Source organism: Roseovarius faecimaris (genome assembly GCF_009762325.1).
GTDB lineage: Bacteria > Pseudomonadota > Alphaproteobacteria > Rhodobacterales > Rhodobacteraceae > Roseovarius > Roseovarius faecimaris.
This window is the reverse complement of the sequence record NZ_CP034348.1, coordinates 2,708,607-2,724,809: the sequence shown is the minus strand read 5'-3', so window position 1 is coordinate 2,724,809 and position 16,203 is coordinate 2,708,607. Positions and strand designations below refer to the sequence as shown.

Annotated in this window: 15 protein-coding genes; 9 read left to right on the top strand and 6 right to left on the bottom strand. The window is 62.4% G+C overall.

Translation table 11 applies throughout. The features are described from left to right. Nucleotides 1-21: 21 nt before the first annotated feature. From EI983_RS13780 to EI983_RS13770, 3 genes are all read left to right on the top strand, one after another. Entirely contained in the window at nt 22-1,146 is a 1,125-nt protein-coding gene (locus EI983_RS13780) for a zinc ABC transporter substrate-binding protein (RefSeq protein ID WP_157707945.1), read from the top strand. A gap of 112 nt (nt 1,147-1,258) precedes the next feature. After that, nucleotides 1,259-3,142: an acyl-CoA synthetase gene (locus EI983_RS13775; protein ID WP_157707944.1), complete on the top strand. Its 1,884-nt coding sequence runs from the start codon at nt 1,259-1,261 to the stop codon at nt 3,140-3,142. Between the two features lie 12 nt (nt 3,143-3,154). Continuing rightward, nucleotides 3,155-3,508: a cupin domain-containing protein gene (locus tag EI983_RS13770; protein WP_157707943.1), complete on the top strand. Its 354-nt coding sequence runs from the start codon at nt 3,155-3,157 to the stop codon at nt 3,506-3,508. A 98-nt stretch (nt 3,509-3,606) separates the two neighbouring features. Here the strand turns inward: EI983_RS13770 and EI983_RS13765 are convergent, their stop codons facing one another. Beyond that, complete coding sequence (locus EI983_RS13765) at nt 3,607-4,179, bottom strand: TetR/AcrR family transcriptional regulator (protein ID WP_246162184.1); 573 nt, start codon at nt 4,177-4,179, stop codon at nt 3,607-3,609. A gap of 154 nt (nt 4,180-4,333) precedes the next feature. On the opposite strand from EI983_RS13765, the gene EI983_RS13760 reads away from it, so the two are divergent. After that, entirely contained in the window at nt 4,334-4,819 is a 486-nt protein-coding gene (locus EI983_RS13760; protein WP_157707941.1) for an anthrone oxygenase family protein, read from the top strand. Between the two features lie 82 nt (nt 4,820-4,901). Here the strand turns inward: EI983_RS13760 and EI983_RS13755 are convergent, their stop codons facing one another. After that, nucleotides 4,902-6,467: a 2-isopropylmalate synthase gene (locus EI983_RS13755; protein ID WP_157707940.1), complete on the bottom strand. Its 1,566-nt coding sequence runs from the start codon at nt 6,465-6,467 to the stop codon at nt 4,902-4,904. A 311-nt stretch (nt 6,468-6,778) separates the two neighbouring features. Between EI983_RS13755 and EI983_RS13750 the strand changes: the two genes are divergently transcribed. Next, nucleotides 6,779-7,444 carry an SDR family NAD(P)-dependent oxidoreductase gene (locus EI983_RS13750; protein WP_157707939.1) on the top strand — a complete coding sequence of 222 codons (666 nt, stop codon included), beginning with the start codon at nt 6,779-6,781 and terminating at the stop codon, nt 7,442-7,444. Then, the gene (locus EI983_RS13745) at nt 7,438-8,967 is read left to right on the top strand and encodes a cryptochrome/photolyase family protein (protein ID WP_157707938.1); all 1,530 of its coding nucleotides are present in this window, start codon (nt 7,438-7,440) and stop codon (nt 8,965-8,967) included. The genes EI983_RS13750 and EI983_RS13745 overlap by 7 nt, the downstream gene beginning before the upstream one ends. A 166-nt stretch (nt 8,968-9,133) precedes the next feature. Here EI983_RS13745 and EI983_RS13740 read toward each other — a convergent pair whose 3' ends face one another. Next, a complete protein-coding gene (locus EI983_RS13740) occupies nt 9,134-10,591 on the bottom strand; it encodes an MORN repeat-containing protein (protein WP_157707937.1) in 1,458 nt (485 codons plus the stop codon). 169 nt (nt 10,592-10,760) lie between these two features. Here EI983_RS13740 and EI983_RS13735 point away from each other — a divergent pair, with 169 nt between their 5' ends. Continuing rightward, the gene (locus EI983_RS13735) at nt 10,761-12,419 is read left to right on the top strand and encodes an NAD+ synthase (protein ID WP_157707936.1); all 1,659 of its coding nucleotides are present in this window, start codon (nt 10,761-10,763) and stop codon (nt 12,417-12,419) included. 136 nt (nt 12,420-12,555) lie between these two features. Here EI983_RS13735 and EI983_RS13730 read toward each other — a convergent pair whose 3' ends face one another. From EI983_RS13730 to EI983_RS13720, 3 genes are read right to left on the bottom strand one after another with little or no spacing between them, the layout of a single operon-like run. After that, nucleotides 12,556-12,930: a thiol-disulfide oxidoreductase DCC family protein gene (locus EI983_RS13730; RefSeq protein WP_246162182.1), complete on the bottom strand. Its 375-nt coding sequence runs from the start codon at nt 12,928-12,930 to the stop codon at nt 12,556-12,558. Between the two features lie 4 nt (nt 12,931-12,934). Then, nucleotides 12,935-13,321 carry a metallopeptidase family protein gene (locus tag EI983_RS13725; RefSeq protein ID WP_157707934.1) on the bottom strand — a complete coding sequence of 129 codons (387 nt, stop codon included), beginning with the start codon at nt 13,319-13,321 and terminating at the stop codon, nt 12,935-12,937. Nucleotides 13,322-13,346: 25 nt separating this feature from the next. Then, on the bottom strand, nt 13,347-14,261 hold the full coding sequence (locus tag EI983_RS13720) for an MBL fold metallo-hydrolase (RefSeq protein WP_157707933.1): 915 nt from the start codon (nt 14,259-14,261) through the stop codon (nt 13,347-13,349). Nucleotides 14,262-14,343: 82 nt separating this feature from the next. Between EI983_RS13720 and EI983_RS13715 the strand changes: the two genes are divergently transcribed. After that, nucleotides 14,344-14,772, top strand: coding sequence for a DUF1801 domain-containing protein (locus tag EI983_RS13715; protein WP_157707932.1), 429 nt, complete (start codon nt 14,344-14,346; stop codon nt 14,770-14,772). 105 nt (nt 14,773-14,877) lie between these two features. Further along, nucleotides 14,878-16,203, top strand: a complete 1,326-nt coding sequence (gene gltX / locus EI983_RS13710; protein ID WP_157707931.1) for a glutamate--tRNA ligase — start codon at nt 14,878-14,880, stop codon at nt 16,201-16,203.

Genomic DNA, 16,203 nt, shown 5'->3' with positions numbered 1-16,203 from the left:
TGGCTGAGCAGAGGGTATGACATGATCAGGGCAGTTTTTGCATGTGCGGTTGTTCTTGGTATCGGGATGAGCCCGGCGGCGCGCGCCGAGACACCGGATGTGGCGGCGGATATTGCCCCGGTACATGCTCTGGTCGCACGGGTGATGCAAGGGGTGGGAGAGCCGGCCCTGATCCTGCCGCAGGATGCCTCGCCGCATCATCACGCGATGCGCCCCTCCGAAGCACGGGCCCTGCAGGAGGCCGAACTGATCGTGTGGATGGGGCCGGAGTTGGCCCCCTGGCTGGAAGAGGCGCTCGACGCGGTGGCTGAGGACGCGGCGCGGCTGACGCTGATGCAGGTGCCGGGCACGCAGCTTCTGCCCTGGCGCGACGGCGTGGCTTTTGAGATTGCCGGACAGATGGGCCACGAGGGTCATGAGGGCCATGAGCATGAGGATGCGCACGGGCATGACGCAGAGCACGGCCATGACGATCACGCCCATGACGAGGACCATGGCCATGAGGAGGACCATGGCCATGACGATCACGCGCATGACAAGGATCATGCCCATGACGCAGGCCATGATCATGACAAACACGCAGAGGAAGACGACCACGGGCATGGCCATGATCACGGGCACGCCCATGACGGTGCCAATGACACCCACGCGTGGCTTGACCCGTCGAATGCGCGGGTCTGGCTGGACGCTATTGCCGAAGAGTTGGCGCAGCTCGACCCCGCGAATGCCGAGACCTACCGGGCCAATGCGGCGGACGGCCAGGCCGAACTGACCGCGCTGGAGGCCGAGCTTGCCACGGCGCTGGAGGCCGTGCGCGACCTGCGCTTTGCGGTGTCACATGATGCGTTCCAGTATTTCGAGGCCCGTTTCGGCGTCTTTGCCGTCACCGCCGTGACCGATGGGGACGCGGCCCCGGCCAGCGCGGCGCGCCTGTCGGATGTGGGCGCCTTGATCGACGAGCGGGACGTGGCCTGTGTCCTGGTCGAGCCCGGCGTCGACACAGACCGGCTGGCCAATGTCTTTGGCGCAGAGCAGCGCTATGGCATGCTGGACCCGATGGGGCGCGGTTTTACCCCCGGTTCGGCGCTCTACCCGGCGCTCCTGCGGGCCATGGCCGAAGCGTTGCAGGGCTGCGTCACGCCCTGACCCGGTTGGAACGCCGCGTAAAACTTGCGCGGCGCTGCAAACCCGATCATGTTGTTGCGGAGGGAATGACTGGCCATCGGGCAAACCGGGCCATGACAGGGAGATTTAGTGGATGAGCTTTGCCTCAAAACAGGATGCATTGGATATTGCGAATGAAATGCCGTGGGAGGCGCGCGAGCGGCCCGAGACGCTTTATGAGATGCTGGCGGAAACGGCCCAGGTGCATCCCAACCGTCCCGCGGTAAGCTATCAGCTTCTTTCCGGGCCGGGCGATAAGGCCGAGACGCTGACCTGGAAGCAATATCATGATCAGGTGTGTCAGGTGGCCAATATGCTGCGCAAGCTGGGCATTGGCGAAACCGACGTGGTGGCGATGGTGTTGCCCAATGCGATGGAAACCGCGCTGTCGGTGATCGCCGGGGCCGTCGCGGGGATCGTCAACCCGATCAACCCGCTGCTGGAAGCCGAGCAGATCGCGGCCATCCTGCGTGAAACCAACGCCAAGGTGGTGATCACCCTGCGCGCCTTCCCCAAGACCGACATTGCCCAGAAAACCGCCGAGGCCGTCAAGGACGCGCCGAATGTGCACACGGTTCTGGAGATCGATCTCAACCGTTATCTGAGCCCGCCGAAAAGCTGGATCGTCCCGCTTATCCGGCCCAAAGTGGCGGTGCAGCATCATGCCAAGGTGCTGAATTTCAACACGGAAATGGCCAAGTGCAGCACCTCTCTGGATTTCGACGACAGCACAGGCGACCGCGTCGCGGCCTATTTCCATACCGGCGGGACAACCGGCATGCCGAAGGTGGCGCAACACCAGTATTCGGGCATGGTCTATAATGGCTGGCTGGGTCACCGGCTGCTCTTTACCGAGCAGGACAGCATCATGTGCCCGCTGCCCCTGTTCCATGTCTTTGCCGTGCATGTGATCCTCATGGCGATGATCAAATCCGGCGCGCATGTGGTCTTTCCGACGCCTGCAGGCTATCGCGGCGACGGTGTCTTTGACAATTTCTGGAAGCTGCTGGAGCGCTGGGGCACCACTTTCGTGATCACCGTGCCGACGGCGGTTTCGGCCCTGATGCAGCGCCCTGTGGATGCCGATATTTCCAAGGTCAAAAAGGCGTTTTCCGGCTCTGCCCCGATGCCGCTGGAATTGTTCAAGCGGTTTGAGAGCGCGACGGGCATGGAAGTGATCGAAGGCTATGGCCTGACCGAGGCCACCTGCCTGGTTTCCGCCAACCCACCCGATGGCGCAAAGAAGGTGGGATCGGTCGGGGTGCCGCTGCCTTATACCGACGTCAAGATCCTGATCGACACCTCTGATGGACCGGCGGAATGCGATGTGGACGAGATTGGCGAGATCTGCATTTCGAACCCGGGTGTCTACGCGGGCAACACCTATACCGAGGCTGACAAGAACCGAGAGCTGTACCACTATCAGAAATACCTGCGCACGGGCGATCTGGGGCGGCTTGATTCCGATGGCTATCTCTGGATCACCGGCCGCGCCAAGGATCTGATCATTCGAGGTGGTCACAACATCGACCCGGCCGAGATCGAAGAGGCGCTGATGGGCCATCCGGCGGTGGCCATGGCGGGTGCGATCGGTCAGCCCGATGCCCATGCCGGTGAAATCCCCTGCGTCTATGTGGAACTGGTGGAAGGGGCCTCAGTGACCGGTGAGGAACTGCGCTCGTATTGCAAGGAACATGTGCATGAGCGCGCCGCACATCCCAAGCATATCGAGGTGCTGGATGAGCTGCCCAAGACCGCCGTGGGCAAAGTGTTCAAGCCCGACCTGCGCAAGCTTGCGATCACACGCATCTACAATGCCGCACTGGACGAAGCGGGTCTGAATGCTAAGGTCACTCATGTGATCGACGACAAGAAGCGTGGACTTGTGGCGCAATTGGAAAAAACCGGAAATGTCGATGATGCAGCCGTTGGGCAGGTGCTGGGCGCGTTTGTCCGGCCCTGGGAATGGCGCCCGTAACAGGAGGATATCATGACCAATATTCCGTTTCTCATTGATCCCGATCCGGCGATGGAGCCGTCGGACATGACGGCCAAGGAAGCGTTCACCGGCGCCGACACGACCGAGCTCAACCACACGCATTTCGCCACCCAGGATGAAAGCATCCTGACCGGCACCTGGGAATGCGCGCCCTGTATCGAAGATATCCCGGCCTATCCGGTGCATGAGCTGATGACCATCGTGTCGGGCAAGATCACCCTGACCCATCCCGACGGCACCAAAGAGCATCTGAAGGCGGGCGATACGTTCTTCATCTCCAAGGGGGCGCCCGTGGTCTGGGAGATCACCGAACGGCTGCGCAAGATCTATATGATCGCGACCTGAGCGTTTCGCTCACCACATCCTGTCAGGCGCGCCGTCCGCGGCGCGCTACACTCCCCCCGGTTACCGACAATCCTGCCCATTCCCGGCCACGGCGCGTTTCAGCGACAGATCAGTGTGCGCGCACTGGCCAGTGTCACCTCCATATATCGTTCCTGCGACCAGCCACAATCTTGTGTCAGCAGTTCCCAGCGGCTGATCGAAAGATGGGTCCAGAGCAGATCGGTGGCTTCGGTTTCGGTCAGGTTGGGGGCAAGATCCCAGTCCGAGATCAGCGCGGCCACGGCGGCGGCACAGCCTTCGCGTAAATCGCCCATCCGTTCCGTCCAGGCGCGGGCGGCGTCCTCATCCGATTCCTTCATTACCATCAGCGTTTTCGCGATGCCGTAAATCTTCGGGATATGGGCGCCCCATGCGGTCACGAAAGCGTCGAGCCGGTCGTACCCGGAGGTGGCTTCGCGGCTGGGGGTAAGGCTGTCCTGGATGCCGAAAACCTCATCCTGGTATTTGGTCGTCGCGATGAAAAGCTCGGTCCTGTTGGGAAAATGCAGATACAGAGCCTGGCGGCTGACACCGGCGGCCTTGGCGATATCGGACATGCGCGCAGCGACGCCGGGATTGCGATCCAGCAATTTCCAAGCGGCTTTCAGAATGCGCAGGCGGGTTGGATTCATTTCACTTGACATAGTGTAAAGTAATTCGTATTCCGCACCCTGTCAATTGACACTGTGTAAAGCTTAGTGATTCAAAAATGGAAACCTAAATGGCAGGCAGGAACTTCTTCTGGATCCTGCGTCGGCCTGGCCCGCTAACAAAAGGAAAAAGATCATGACCACAGCAACTCTTATCGTTTTCGCCCTCGCCACACTGATCTGTGCACTGATCGCGGGGGTCTTCCTGGCCTTTTCGGATTTTGTGATGAGGTCGCTCAGGAATGCCTCGCCCACGACAGGGATCGAGGCGATGCAGATCATCAACCGCGAGGTCTTCTCGTCAATCTTTCTGGTCTGGCTTTTGGGCATGGCACCGGTCAGTGCCGGGCTGGGGGCCTATGCGTTCTTCAGCATCGATGGTCCGGCGCGGGCCTGGTTCATGGCCGGTTCGATGATCTATCTCATCGGTGCGGTTGGTGTGACGATGCTGGGCAATGTGCCGATGAACCAACGGCTCGATACCTTGCCCCTTGGCGGGGCCGCAGCCGAGAAATACTGGGATGTCTATGCGACTTTCTGGACCCAGTGGAATCACCTTCGCACGGTGGCGTCCGGCCTTGCGGCCCTGTGCTACCTGGTCGGTTGTGTGCTCTATGCGTGATCAGGGGGGGCGCTCATCCGTCCCTTGCGTGCCGGCCTCGCGAGGCGCGCACGCAAGGGCGCGATGAGCGGCCCCGATCGCGTCAGCTTACGTCCTTGTAGGATATTTCAGGCGTATCACCGCCGGTCTTGCCGCGACGGACCATCAGGCGGTTGAGCGCATGCACATAAGCCTTGGCGGAGGCCACAACCGTATCAGTATCCGCCGACTGGCCGGTGGAAATGCGCCCGTCCTCTTCCAGCCGCACCGACACGGTGGCCTGAGCGTCGGTGCCTTCGGTCACCGCATGCACCTGATAAAGCGAGAGACGCGCGCTGTTCGGATGCAGCTCGCGCACCGCCTTGAAGGTGGCATCCACCGGACCGTCACCGGTCTGGGTCGCGGTCTTTTCCTCGCCGCCAACGGTCATGACCAGCGTGGCCTCTGCCGGGCCGCCGGTACCACAGGCCACCCGAAGGGATTTGATCACCAGATGTTTGTCCTCGCTGTCATCGCCCGCTGTGACCAGTGCGATGAGGTCGTCGTCATAGACTTCCTTCTTGCGGTCGGCGAGTTCCTTGAAGCGCACGAAGACATCGTTGAGCTGGTTATCGGCCAGCTCATACCCCAGATCCTTCAGCTTCGAGCGCAGTGCGGCGCGGCCCGAATGCTTGCCCATGACGATATTGGTCTCGCTCAGGCCCACATCCTCGGGGCGCATAATCTCGAACGTTTCGGCGTTCTTCAGCATGCCGTCCTGATGAATGCCGCTTTCATGGGCAAAGGCATTCTTGCCGACGATCGCCTTGTTGGGCTGCACCTGAAAGCCCGACACGGTCGAAACCCGGCGGCTGAGATGCATGATCTTGGTGGTGTCGATCCCGGTGGTGTAGGGCATGATGTCGCCGCGCACCTTCATGGCCATCACCACCTCTTCCAGCGCGGTATTGCCAGCCCGTTCGCCCAAGCCGTTGATCGTGCATTCGATCTGGCGCGCGCCGCCATCCACGGCAGCCAGGGCGTTGGCCGTGGCCATACCGAGATCGTTGTGGCAATGGGTGGCAAAGACCACCTCATCGGCGCCCGGCACCGTCTCGATCAGCCGCCGGATCAGGTCTGCACTTTCCCGCGGGGCGGTGTAGCCCACCGTGTCTGGTATGTTGATCGTACTGGCCCCGGCCTTGATGGCGATCTCCACCACGCGGCACAGATACTCCCATTCGGTACGCGTGGCATCCATCGGCGACCATTGCACGTTGTCGCAGAGGTTGCGCGCATGCGTCACTGTCTCATGAATGCGCTCGGCCATTTCGTCCTGTGTCAGGTTCGGAATGGCGCGGTGCAGCGGGGAGGTGCCGATGAAGGTGTGAATGCGCGGGCGCGTTGCGTGGCGCACGGCCTCCCAGCAGCGGTCGATATCCTTGAAATTCGCCCGCGCCAGCCCGCAAATCACCGCATCCTTGGCGTTCTTGGCGATCTCGCTGACGGCATTGAAATCCCCTTCGGAGGCGATGGGAAAGCCCGCTTCGATGATGTCCACACCCATCTCGTCAAGCAGTCCCGCGATCTCCAGCTTTTCCTCATGGGTCATGGTCGCGCCCGGGCTCTGTTCGCCGTCGCGCAAGGTGGTGTCGAAGATCACCACGCGGTTCTTGTCGCTCTGTGTCATGTTCGTATCTCTTTTATGTCTGTCCTAAGCCAAATGGCGCGGGTCGGCACATCCTCTGAGCGGTCGCGCCAGCGGGCACGCTCAGAGGCGGCTTAGGAGAAGCAGGCGTGCAGCACAAACGGCCCCTGAGGGGCGCGTGGCGGCGATGATATGATCCTGCTGTGTCATGGGCGCGGACTATAGGCCTGAGGCTTGGCGATGAAAAGCCCCCAATTTGAAGACAAGTTTCGGCAAGCCTGGCAGGAAAAGGTTTCTGAAATGGTAACGGGTCTGGGTTGACGGCCCCGGGCACCCGGCTAGCTTCACCGGTCATGAAACAGGCACTCATCATCGGCGCATCTGGCGGGATAGGCGCGGCCATAACCCAGGCGCTGGATGCGCGGGGGGTGACCGTGACGGCCCTGTCGCGCTCGCACGATGGGCTGGATGTGACGGATGAGGCCTCGGTCGAGGCGGCCCTTGCGCCGCTGACCGGCCCGTATGAGCTGATCTTCGTTGCCACCGGCGCGTTGGAGATCGACGGAGCGACGCCCGAAAAATCGCTGGATCAGCTCACGCCCAAGGCGATGGCGGATCAGTTCGCGCTCAATTGTATCGGCCCGTCGCTGGTGCTGAAACATGCGCGGCATCTGCTGCCCAGAAACCAAACGGCAATCTTTGCGGCGCTGTCGGCCCGTGTTGGCTCGATCGGCGATAACCGGTTGGGCGGCTGGTATGCATACCGCACCGCCAAGGCCGCGCTCAACCAGATGATCCATTCCGCCGCGATCGAGCTTGCCCGCACGCATAAACGGTCAATTTGCGTGGCGCTGCATCCGGGTACCGTGGCCACCGATTTTACGGCGAAATATGCCGCGCGTCACAAGACCGTGCCGCCGCAGGAGGCCGCGCAGAACCTGCTGGCGGTGCTGGACGGGCTGACGCCGCGCGATACCGGGGCTTTCTTCGACTGGGCCGGAAAGCCGGTGCCATGGTAAAGCGGCTGATCCTGATCCTGGGCGATCAGTTGAGCGAAACACTTTCGGCGCTGTGCGAGGCGGATAAGGACACTGACCTGATCGTCATGGCCGAGGTCACGGACGAAACCGGCTATGTCCCGCATCATCCCAAGAAAATCGCGCTGGTGCTGTCGGCGATGCGCCACTTTGCCGAGACACTGCGCGGGGATGGATGGCAGGTGGCTTATACGAAGCTCGATGATGAGGATGCGTCAAGATCCATCGTCGGAGAGCTGATGCGCCGGGGGCAGGCGCATGGCACGACCGAGGTTCTGGCCACCACGCCGGGAGAGTGGCGGCTGATCGAGGCGCTGAACAACGCGCCGCTCACCGTCACGCTGTTGCCCGACGACCGGTTTGTCGCCTCGCAATCGGAGTTCGAAAGCTGGGCAGAGGGCCGCAAGCAGCTTCGGATGGAGTATTTCTATCGCGAGATGCGCCGCAAGACCGGGCTGCTGATGGATGGCGATCAGCCCGAGGGCGGCAAGTGGAACTATGACCATGACAACCGCAAGCCCGCCAAGGAAGACATGCTGCGCTCCGAGCCGATGCAGTTCACGCCCGATGCAATCACCGAGGAGGTGCTGGATCTGGTCGAGGCGCGGTTTAGCGACAGTTTCGGGGAGTTGCGGCCATTCTGGTTTGCCGTCACGCGTGGCCAGGCCCTGCGCGCGCTCGACCATTTCGCCAAACATCTGCTGGAGGGTTTCGGCACCTATCAGGACGCGATGCTGACAGGCGACCGGTTCCTGCATCACTCGGTCCTGTCGCCTTATATCAACCTTGGTCTGCTGGATCCTCTGGAGGTGTGCCAGCGCGTCGAGGCCGAATACAAGGCCGGGCGCGTGGCGCTCAACGATGCCGAAGGGTTCATCCGCCAGATCATCGGCTGGCGCGATTATGTGCGCGGCATCTACATGCTGGAGGGGCCGGACTATCCTGCGCGGAACGTCTTGGGTCACGACCGCGATCTGCCCTGGATGTACTGGGGCGGCGAGACGCGGATGACCTGCATGCGCGAGGCCATCGCACAGACGCGCGACGAGGCTTATGCCCACCATATCCAGCGGCTGATGGTGACGGGTAATTTCGCGCTGCTGGCGGGGATCGACCCGCATGCGGTGCATGAATGGTATCTGAGCGTTTACGCGGACGCCTATGAATGGGTCGAGGCGCCCAATACGGTGGGCATGAGCCAGTTCGCCGATGGCGGGATCATTGCCAGCAAGCCCTATGTCTCCTCGGGTAATTACATCAACAAGATGTCGGATTACTGCGGTGATTGCGCCTATTCGGTGACCACGAAAACGGGCGAGGGGGCCTGCCCCTTCAACCTGCTCTACTGGGATTTCCTGATCCGCCACCGCGAGCGGTTCGAAAACAACCCGCGCATGGCCAATATGTACCGCACCTGGGACCGGATGGACGAGGACCGGCGCGCGACCGTGCTTAAAGACGCCGCGGCCTTTCTGGCCCGTATGGACGCGGGCGAGGTGGCCTAGGGCTCAGTATCTCTCTTTAATGTTCCCGGGACTTGCGGCGCGATGCCCGAAACCGGCGCTATTTTGCGGGTATCTGGGTTCGGCTGATGGCGCCTGTCCGGAGACCAGCGATCAGCCGCCCTTCCTGCGAGGGGGTGTTTAGCCCGCTACAGCTCTCGGGCTGTGATTATTGTGTCTCCGATGTGTCGGTGCCGTCCGGCTCGGCCTCTTCCGCCGGGGCTGTATCCACCTGGCTTTCCAGTGCCCCATTCGTCCAGTTGCCCGAGGCTTCCTCGCCGCTGGCATAGCGCATCGTGCCGGTGCCCTGGCGTTTGCCCTTGAGGAACGTGCCGTCATAGACATCGCCATTGGTGTAGGTGGCCACGCCCCGCCCGCTGATCTCGCCATTCTGCCATTCGCCGGCATATTCGAACCCGTCGGGCATCACGATCTCACCGGTTCCGTGGCGCTGCCCGTCCTTGAACGTGCCGGTATAGACCGTGCCGTCGGGGTAGGTGGCGGTGCCTTGGCCGTTGCGCTGACCGTTCGCCCACTCCCCTTCATAGCGGTAGCCATCGGCATAGGTCATCACCCCTTGTCCGTGGTTCTTGGCGTTCTGGAACTCGCCTTCATAGACCACCCCGTTGGGGTAGGTGGCGACACCCGCGCCCTGGATCACCCCATCGACCCAGCCGCCCTCATAGGTGGCCCCGTCCGGATAGGTGATCTTGCCCTCGCCATTGGCAAGGTCATCGCGGAACGAGCCTTCATAGACCGACCCGTCTGGGTATACGACACGGCCTTGCCCCGCGATCTTGCCCGCGACCCATTGGCCAACATATTTGTAACCATCGGTGCCGGTGAACGTGCCTTGTCCGTGGCGCTGATCATCCTTGAAGCTGCCCTGGTAGATATCCCCGTTCTGGTAGATCACCTTGCCCTGGCCTTCGCGCCGGCCGCTGACCAGCTCGCCCTCGTAAATGTCGCCATTGGGTTGCACCAGCCGCCCGGTGCCGTTGATCTGCCCGTCTTTCCAGAGCCCGGTATAGATCAGCCCGTCCGGCATGGTCAGCGTGCCCTGGCCGTCGCGCGTGCCCTGGCGCACCTCGCCTTCGTAGATGGCGCCGTCGGGATAGGTGATCTTGCCGTTGCCCTCCTTGACGCCATTGACCCAGGCGCCGTCATAGATATAGCCGCCCGGGCTCTGCATCCGGCCCTTGCCGTGGTGCATCGCGTTCAGGAACCCCCCCTCATAACGCACGCCATTGGCATAGACCGCGACCCCTTCGCCGCTGATCTTGCCATCGACCCAGCCGCCTTCATAGGTGCCCCCATCGGTAAAGACGATCTTGCCTATGCCGTTGGGCTTGCCTTTGGCAAACTCGCCCTCATAGACCGATCCGTTGGGAAACCGCGCGACACCGCGCCCACGGATCTCGCCCTCGACCCATTCGCCCACATATTCATAGCCATTGGGCAGCGTGTAGGTGCCGGTGCCGTGCTGAAGCCCGTCCTTGAATGTGCCCTCATAGATGCCGCCGTCGTCATATTGCTTGGTCTGTACCTCGCCATCCTGCGCAAAACCTGCACCGGCCAGCCCCAGTGCCGCCGTCAGAATGATGGATTTCGCAAGCGCCTGTGTCATCGACCGCCCCCTGATGCCCCCAAGGCCTGCCTCTGCGGCAGGCTCTCAGAAACTAGTAGAGCAGGCCGCGAGGGGCAACGGGTTTTGCCGCCGGTCTTGGGCAAATCGGCTTTCCCTTGCCTCGTGATCTGCTAAATCATGGCGTGACATGCAAAAAGAGGCAGAGAGAATGGCCGACCGCTTCCGCCTGACCCTGGCACAGCTCAACGCCACCGTGGGCGATATCGCGGGCAATGCCGCGCTCGCGCAATCCGCCTGGGAGGCCGGGCGCGAGGCGGAGGCCGATCTGGTGGCGCTGCCCGAGATGTTCATCACCGGCTATAACACCCAGGATCTGGTGATGAAGCCCGCCTTTCACGAGGCGGCCATTGGCGCCATCGAGGCGCTGGCGGATCGTTGCGCCGACGGGCCCGCTCTGGCCATCGGCGGCCCGGCGGTGCAGGATGGCAAGCTTTACAACGCCTATTACATTCTCAAGCGCGGCACGATCAGCGCGACGGTCCTCAAGCACAAGCTGCCCAACGAGACGGTGTTCGACGAGGTGCGGCTTTACGATGCCGGACCGCTGGGGGGGCCATATGTGGTCGATGGCGTGCGCGTGGGCAGCCCCATCTGCGAGGATGCCTGGCACGAGGACGTACCGGAAACCCTGGCTGAGACGGGCGCCGAGTTCCTTCTGGTGCCCAACGGGTCGCCCTACTATCGCAACAAGATGGAGGTCCGGCAGAACCTGATGGTGGCGCGCGTGGTCGAGACCGGGCTGCCGCTCATTTATCTGAACCTCGTGGGCGGGCAGGACGATCAGGTGTTTGATGGTGGCACCTTCGTGCTGAACCCCGGTGGCGAACTGGCGTTGCAGATGCCGGTTTTTGAAGAGGCGATTGCCCATCTGAACATGGTGCGCACCGAAAATGGCTGGCGCGCGGAGAAAGGCGATCTGGCGCATCTGCCCGACGAATATGAGCAGGATTACAACGCCATGGTGCTGGGCTTGCGCGACTATATGCGCAAGACCGGGTTTTCCAAGGTGCTGCTGGGGCTGTCGGGCGGGATTGACAGCGCGATCGTGGCCACCATCGCCGCCGATGCGCTGGGCCCAGACAATGTGCGCTGCGTGATGATGCCGTCGGAATACACCTCGCAGTCTTCGCTGGACGATGCCAAGGCCGTGGCCGAGGCGTTGGGGTGCCGTTATGACATCATCCCCATCAAGGCGGGCCGACAGGCCATCACCGAGACGCTCGCGCCGCTCTTTGAGGGGACCGAACCGGATGTGACCGAGGAAAACATCCAGTCGCGCCTGCGTGGGTTGTACCTCATGGCGCTGTCCAACAAGTTCGGTGAGATGCTTTTGACCACTGGCAACAAATCCGAAGTGGCGGTGGGCTATGCCACGATCTATGGCGACATGGCGGGCGGGTTCAACCCGATCAAGGACATGTACAAGACCCGCGTCTTTGACACCTGCCGCTGGCGCAATGCCAATCACCGCGACTGGATGCTGGCGCCCCCGGGCGAGATGATCCCGCAGAATGTGATCCAGAAACCGCCCTCGGCCGAGTTGCGACCGGATCAGAAGGATAGCGACAGCCTGCCGGATTATCCGGTGCTGGATGGCATTCTGGAGATCCTCGTGGACCAGGACGGCTCGATTGCCGATTGCGTGGCCGCCGGATATGCCCGCGAGGATGCCAAGCGGGTGGAACATCTGCTTTACATCTCGGAATACAAGCGATTCCAGTCCGCTCCGGGTACGCGCCTGTCGAAGCGCGCGTTCTGGCTTGACCGGCGGTATCCCATCGTCAACCGCTGGCGCGATAACGGCTGATCTCGCGGCGTTACCCGCTTTTCAAATCCGCATGCGGTCCTGATCCGATTGAGTGGCTGCGCCACGCTCGTCTTGTTTGGTGATGAGGGGTTCCACCCCTCAAACTCCCCGGAGTATTTGGGGAACGCTGAAAGGATCAGCTGCGCCGGGCGATCAGCCGGGCGAGCCGGGGCCGGATCGGCAGGAAGGCGCGGTAGGCCAGTTCGAGCAGGGGCGTGACACCCGGCAGCGCGGCGAGGCGGGCGGCCCAGCGCCAGCGGGGCAAGCTGCGCCAGATCAGGGTGAAGCCGCGCGCGCCAGAGGCGAGACTGCCGTCGGGCCGACGCACGTGAAAGCGTTTCATGGCCGCCGCGCGGGGCAGGTCGGGGCCGGGATCGGCCGAGGGATCGGATACATCCACGAAGTCCAGTGCCTCGGCACCCTTCTGGCGTTTGTAATGGGCGATTTCCATGGCGCAGAGAGGACAGGCACCATCGTAATACACCGTCAGGTCTTTGTCTGTCAGGGTCAAATCGCTACTCCCACCAACGAGCGATTGCGGCGATGTCCGCGTCGGACCAGCCGAAGTGATGCGCGAACTCATGCACCGTGACATGGGCGATCAGCGCCTCCAGAGCGACGTTGCCCCGCTCGCGCCACTCCGCCAGGATCGGCTCGCGGAAGAGCCAGACCGTATCTGGCGCCTGGGGCTGATCGGAAAAGGATTTTTCCGTGAGAGGGATGCCCTCGTAGAGCCCTGTCAGCTCCAGCGGGTCGCGCATCCCGAGGTCGGCCAGCATATCGCGCGCGGGCCAATCGCTTACGTGCAAGGCGACCTGAGTGGCCGCCTGCCGGAACGGGTCCGGCAGGGCCGCCACGGTGGCATGGGCCACCTCTTCGAAATAAGCCAGGTCCTGCGTCATGCGCCTGATATAGGGCGCGGGTCTCTCAAAGCATCAGCTGATAGCTCATGGGGGCATAGCGGTAGCTGTCGCCTGAGCGCTCGACATAGCCGATCCCCGGCCAGGGCATGTGGTAGCCGACGAACGGAAGGCGGTCAGTCGCCATCATGTCCAGCAGACGGCGGCGCGTGGCGGCCGCCGCGGCCTTGTCCATGTCGAACTTCACTTCCCAGTCGGGACGTTCGAGTGACCAGACATAGTGATTGGCGAAATCGGCGGCGATGAGCAGGCTTTGCCCCTCGCTTTCGATCAGATGCACCATATGCCCCGGCGTGTGTCCGAAAGCGGCCATGGCGGTGTGGCCGGAAAAGGCGCTGGCGCCGTCTTCGATCATGGTGGTCATTTCTGCGACCGGGCGCATGTTGGCCTCGAAGCGTTCATTCTCCATGCCGGCCCAGGCGTCGAACTCGACCCGGCCCGTGGCATAGCGCGCATTGCCGAAGGTCGGGGCGGACCCGTTCATCAGCCCGCCGATGTGGTCGCCATGCATGTGGGTGATGACCACGAGGTCGATCATATCCGTGCTGTAGCCTGCGGCCTCCAGCGCGGCACCGGTGCCCTCGGCATTCAGTCCGGTGTCGAACAGCACCAGCTCCGAGCCGGTATTGACCACGGTAGGGGTGAAGAAGAATTGCGCCTGATCGGTCGGGATATTGGCCTCGGCCGAGAGGGCGGCGAAGTCCTCGGCGCTGGCATTCATGCCAAAGATCGTCTGTGGCTCGGGGCGCACGGCGGCCCCGGCAAGCAGGGTGGTGACCTCGAAGGCGCCAAGTTTCACCCGGCGATGAGGGGGTGTGTCGACGCCCAGCATCGGGGCGCTGGCCCGCGCGGCAAGCGGGGCAAGGGGCAGGGCGGCCGCACTGGCCAGAAGCGTGCGGCGATTGAAGAACGGTGCAGGCATGTCAGGTCTCCTCTATCCTTGGTAAGCGAGGATAGCGCGGGGGATCTGGCTTGCCCGCCGCGGTCACGGTAATGTGAGGTCGATGACCGAAAACAAGACAAAACCCGGCAATAACTCGCCCGAGGCCTTCCTGAAGACGGTTCAACCGGACCAGCGGCGGCGGGATGGGGGCACACTGTTACAGCTTTTCAGGGAGGTGACGGGGTTCGAGCCGGTGATGTGGGGGGCGTCGATGATTGGTTTCGGGCGCTATCACTATGTGTATGACAGCGGGCGCGAGGACGATTTTCTGGCCACCGGGTTCAGCCCGCGCAAGGCCAATCTCTCGATATACATCATGCCGGGTTATCAGGATTACAGCGAGATCCTGGGACGTCTGGGCAAACACAAGCTGGGCAAATCCTGCCTCTATGTGACCCGGCTTGACCAGATCGACCTCGACGTGCTGGCCGAACTGATCCGCGCGGGCCTCGCTGATCTGGACAAGAGATGGCTGGTGCTGCCAGCGTGAGGGTTGCGTCAGATTTCGGGTATTTTTGCCAAGAAGAAGCAGGGGTGGTTTCTGGACAATTCCGCGTGGCTGTGACATTGCCGCTTCTGTCTTAGGAGTAGGCCCATGACCACCACCCGTTTCGCCCCGTCGCCCACCGGCTATATCCATGTGGGCAACCTGCGCACCGCGCTGATGAACTATCTTATTGCCCGCAAGTCCGGTGGCACCTTCATCCTGCGCATCGACGACACCGATCCGGAGCGGTCGAAGGAAGAATATGTCGACGGGATCAAGCAGGACCTGGAGTGGCTGGGCCTGACCTGGGACCGGGTGGAACGGCAATCAGAGCGGCTTGACCGCTATGCCGAGGCCGCCGACAAGCTGCGCGAGATGGGGCGTTTCTATGAAGCGTTCGAGACGCCGGTGGAACTGGACCTGAAGCGCAAGAAACAGCTCAATATGGGCAAGCCGCCGGTCTATGACCGCGCGGCGCTGGCACTGAGCGACGAGCAGAAAGAGGCGCTGCGCGCCGAGCGCGGCAATGGCGTGTGGCGGTTCAAGCTGGATCAGGAGCGGATCATCTGGACCGATGGTATCCTGGGCGACATCTCGATTGACGCGGCATCCGTGAGTGACCCGGTGCTGATCCGCGGCGATGGGCAGGTTTTGTATACATTGGCGAGCGTGGTGGACGATACCGAAATGGGTGTTACTCATGTGGTGCGTGGCTCGGACCATGTGACCAATACCGCGACGCAGATCCAGATCATCGAAGCACTAGGCGGGCAAGTGCCTGAATTTGCGCATCATTCCCTTCTGACCGGGCCGCAGGGCGAGAGCCTGTCGAAGCGGCTGGGGACGCTGTCCCTGCGCGATCTGCGGGCGGCGGGTGTCGCCCCGATGGCGCTTTTGAGCCTGATGGCGCGTCTGGGCTCGGCCGATCCGGTGGAGCTGCGCAGCGATATGGCCGAGCTGATCGAGGGGTTTGACATTTCGCGCTTCGGGTCTGCGCCGACCAAATTCGATGTGGACGATCTCTATCCGCTGACCGCGCACCATCTGCAGTCGCTGCCCTATGCCGCGGTGAGCAACGATGTGGCGGCCATTGGCGTGCCTGCCGAGCTGGCGGAGCAGTTCTGGCAGGTTGCACGCGACAACATCACGACCCTTGCAGACCTCGAGGGTTGGTGGACGTTGTTCCGGGATGGTGCCGAGCCGGTGATCGACGACGAGGACCGCGAGTTTGTGGCGCAGGCGCTGGAGCTGTTGCCGGATGGTCCCTATGACAGCGAAAGCTGGGGGGCGTGGACGGCAGCCGTCAAGGAGGCCACCGGCCGCAAGGGGCGCGGGCTGTTCATGCCGCTCCGGAAGGCGCTGACCGGGCAAAGCCACGGGCCCGACATGAGCCAGGTTCTGCCGCTTTTGCAGGTGATCCGCGCCAAGGGCTGA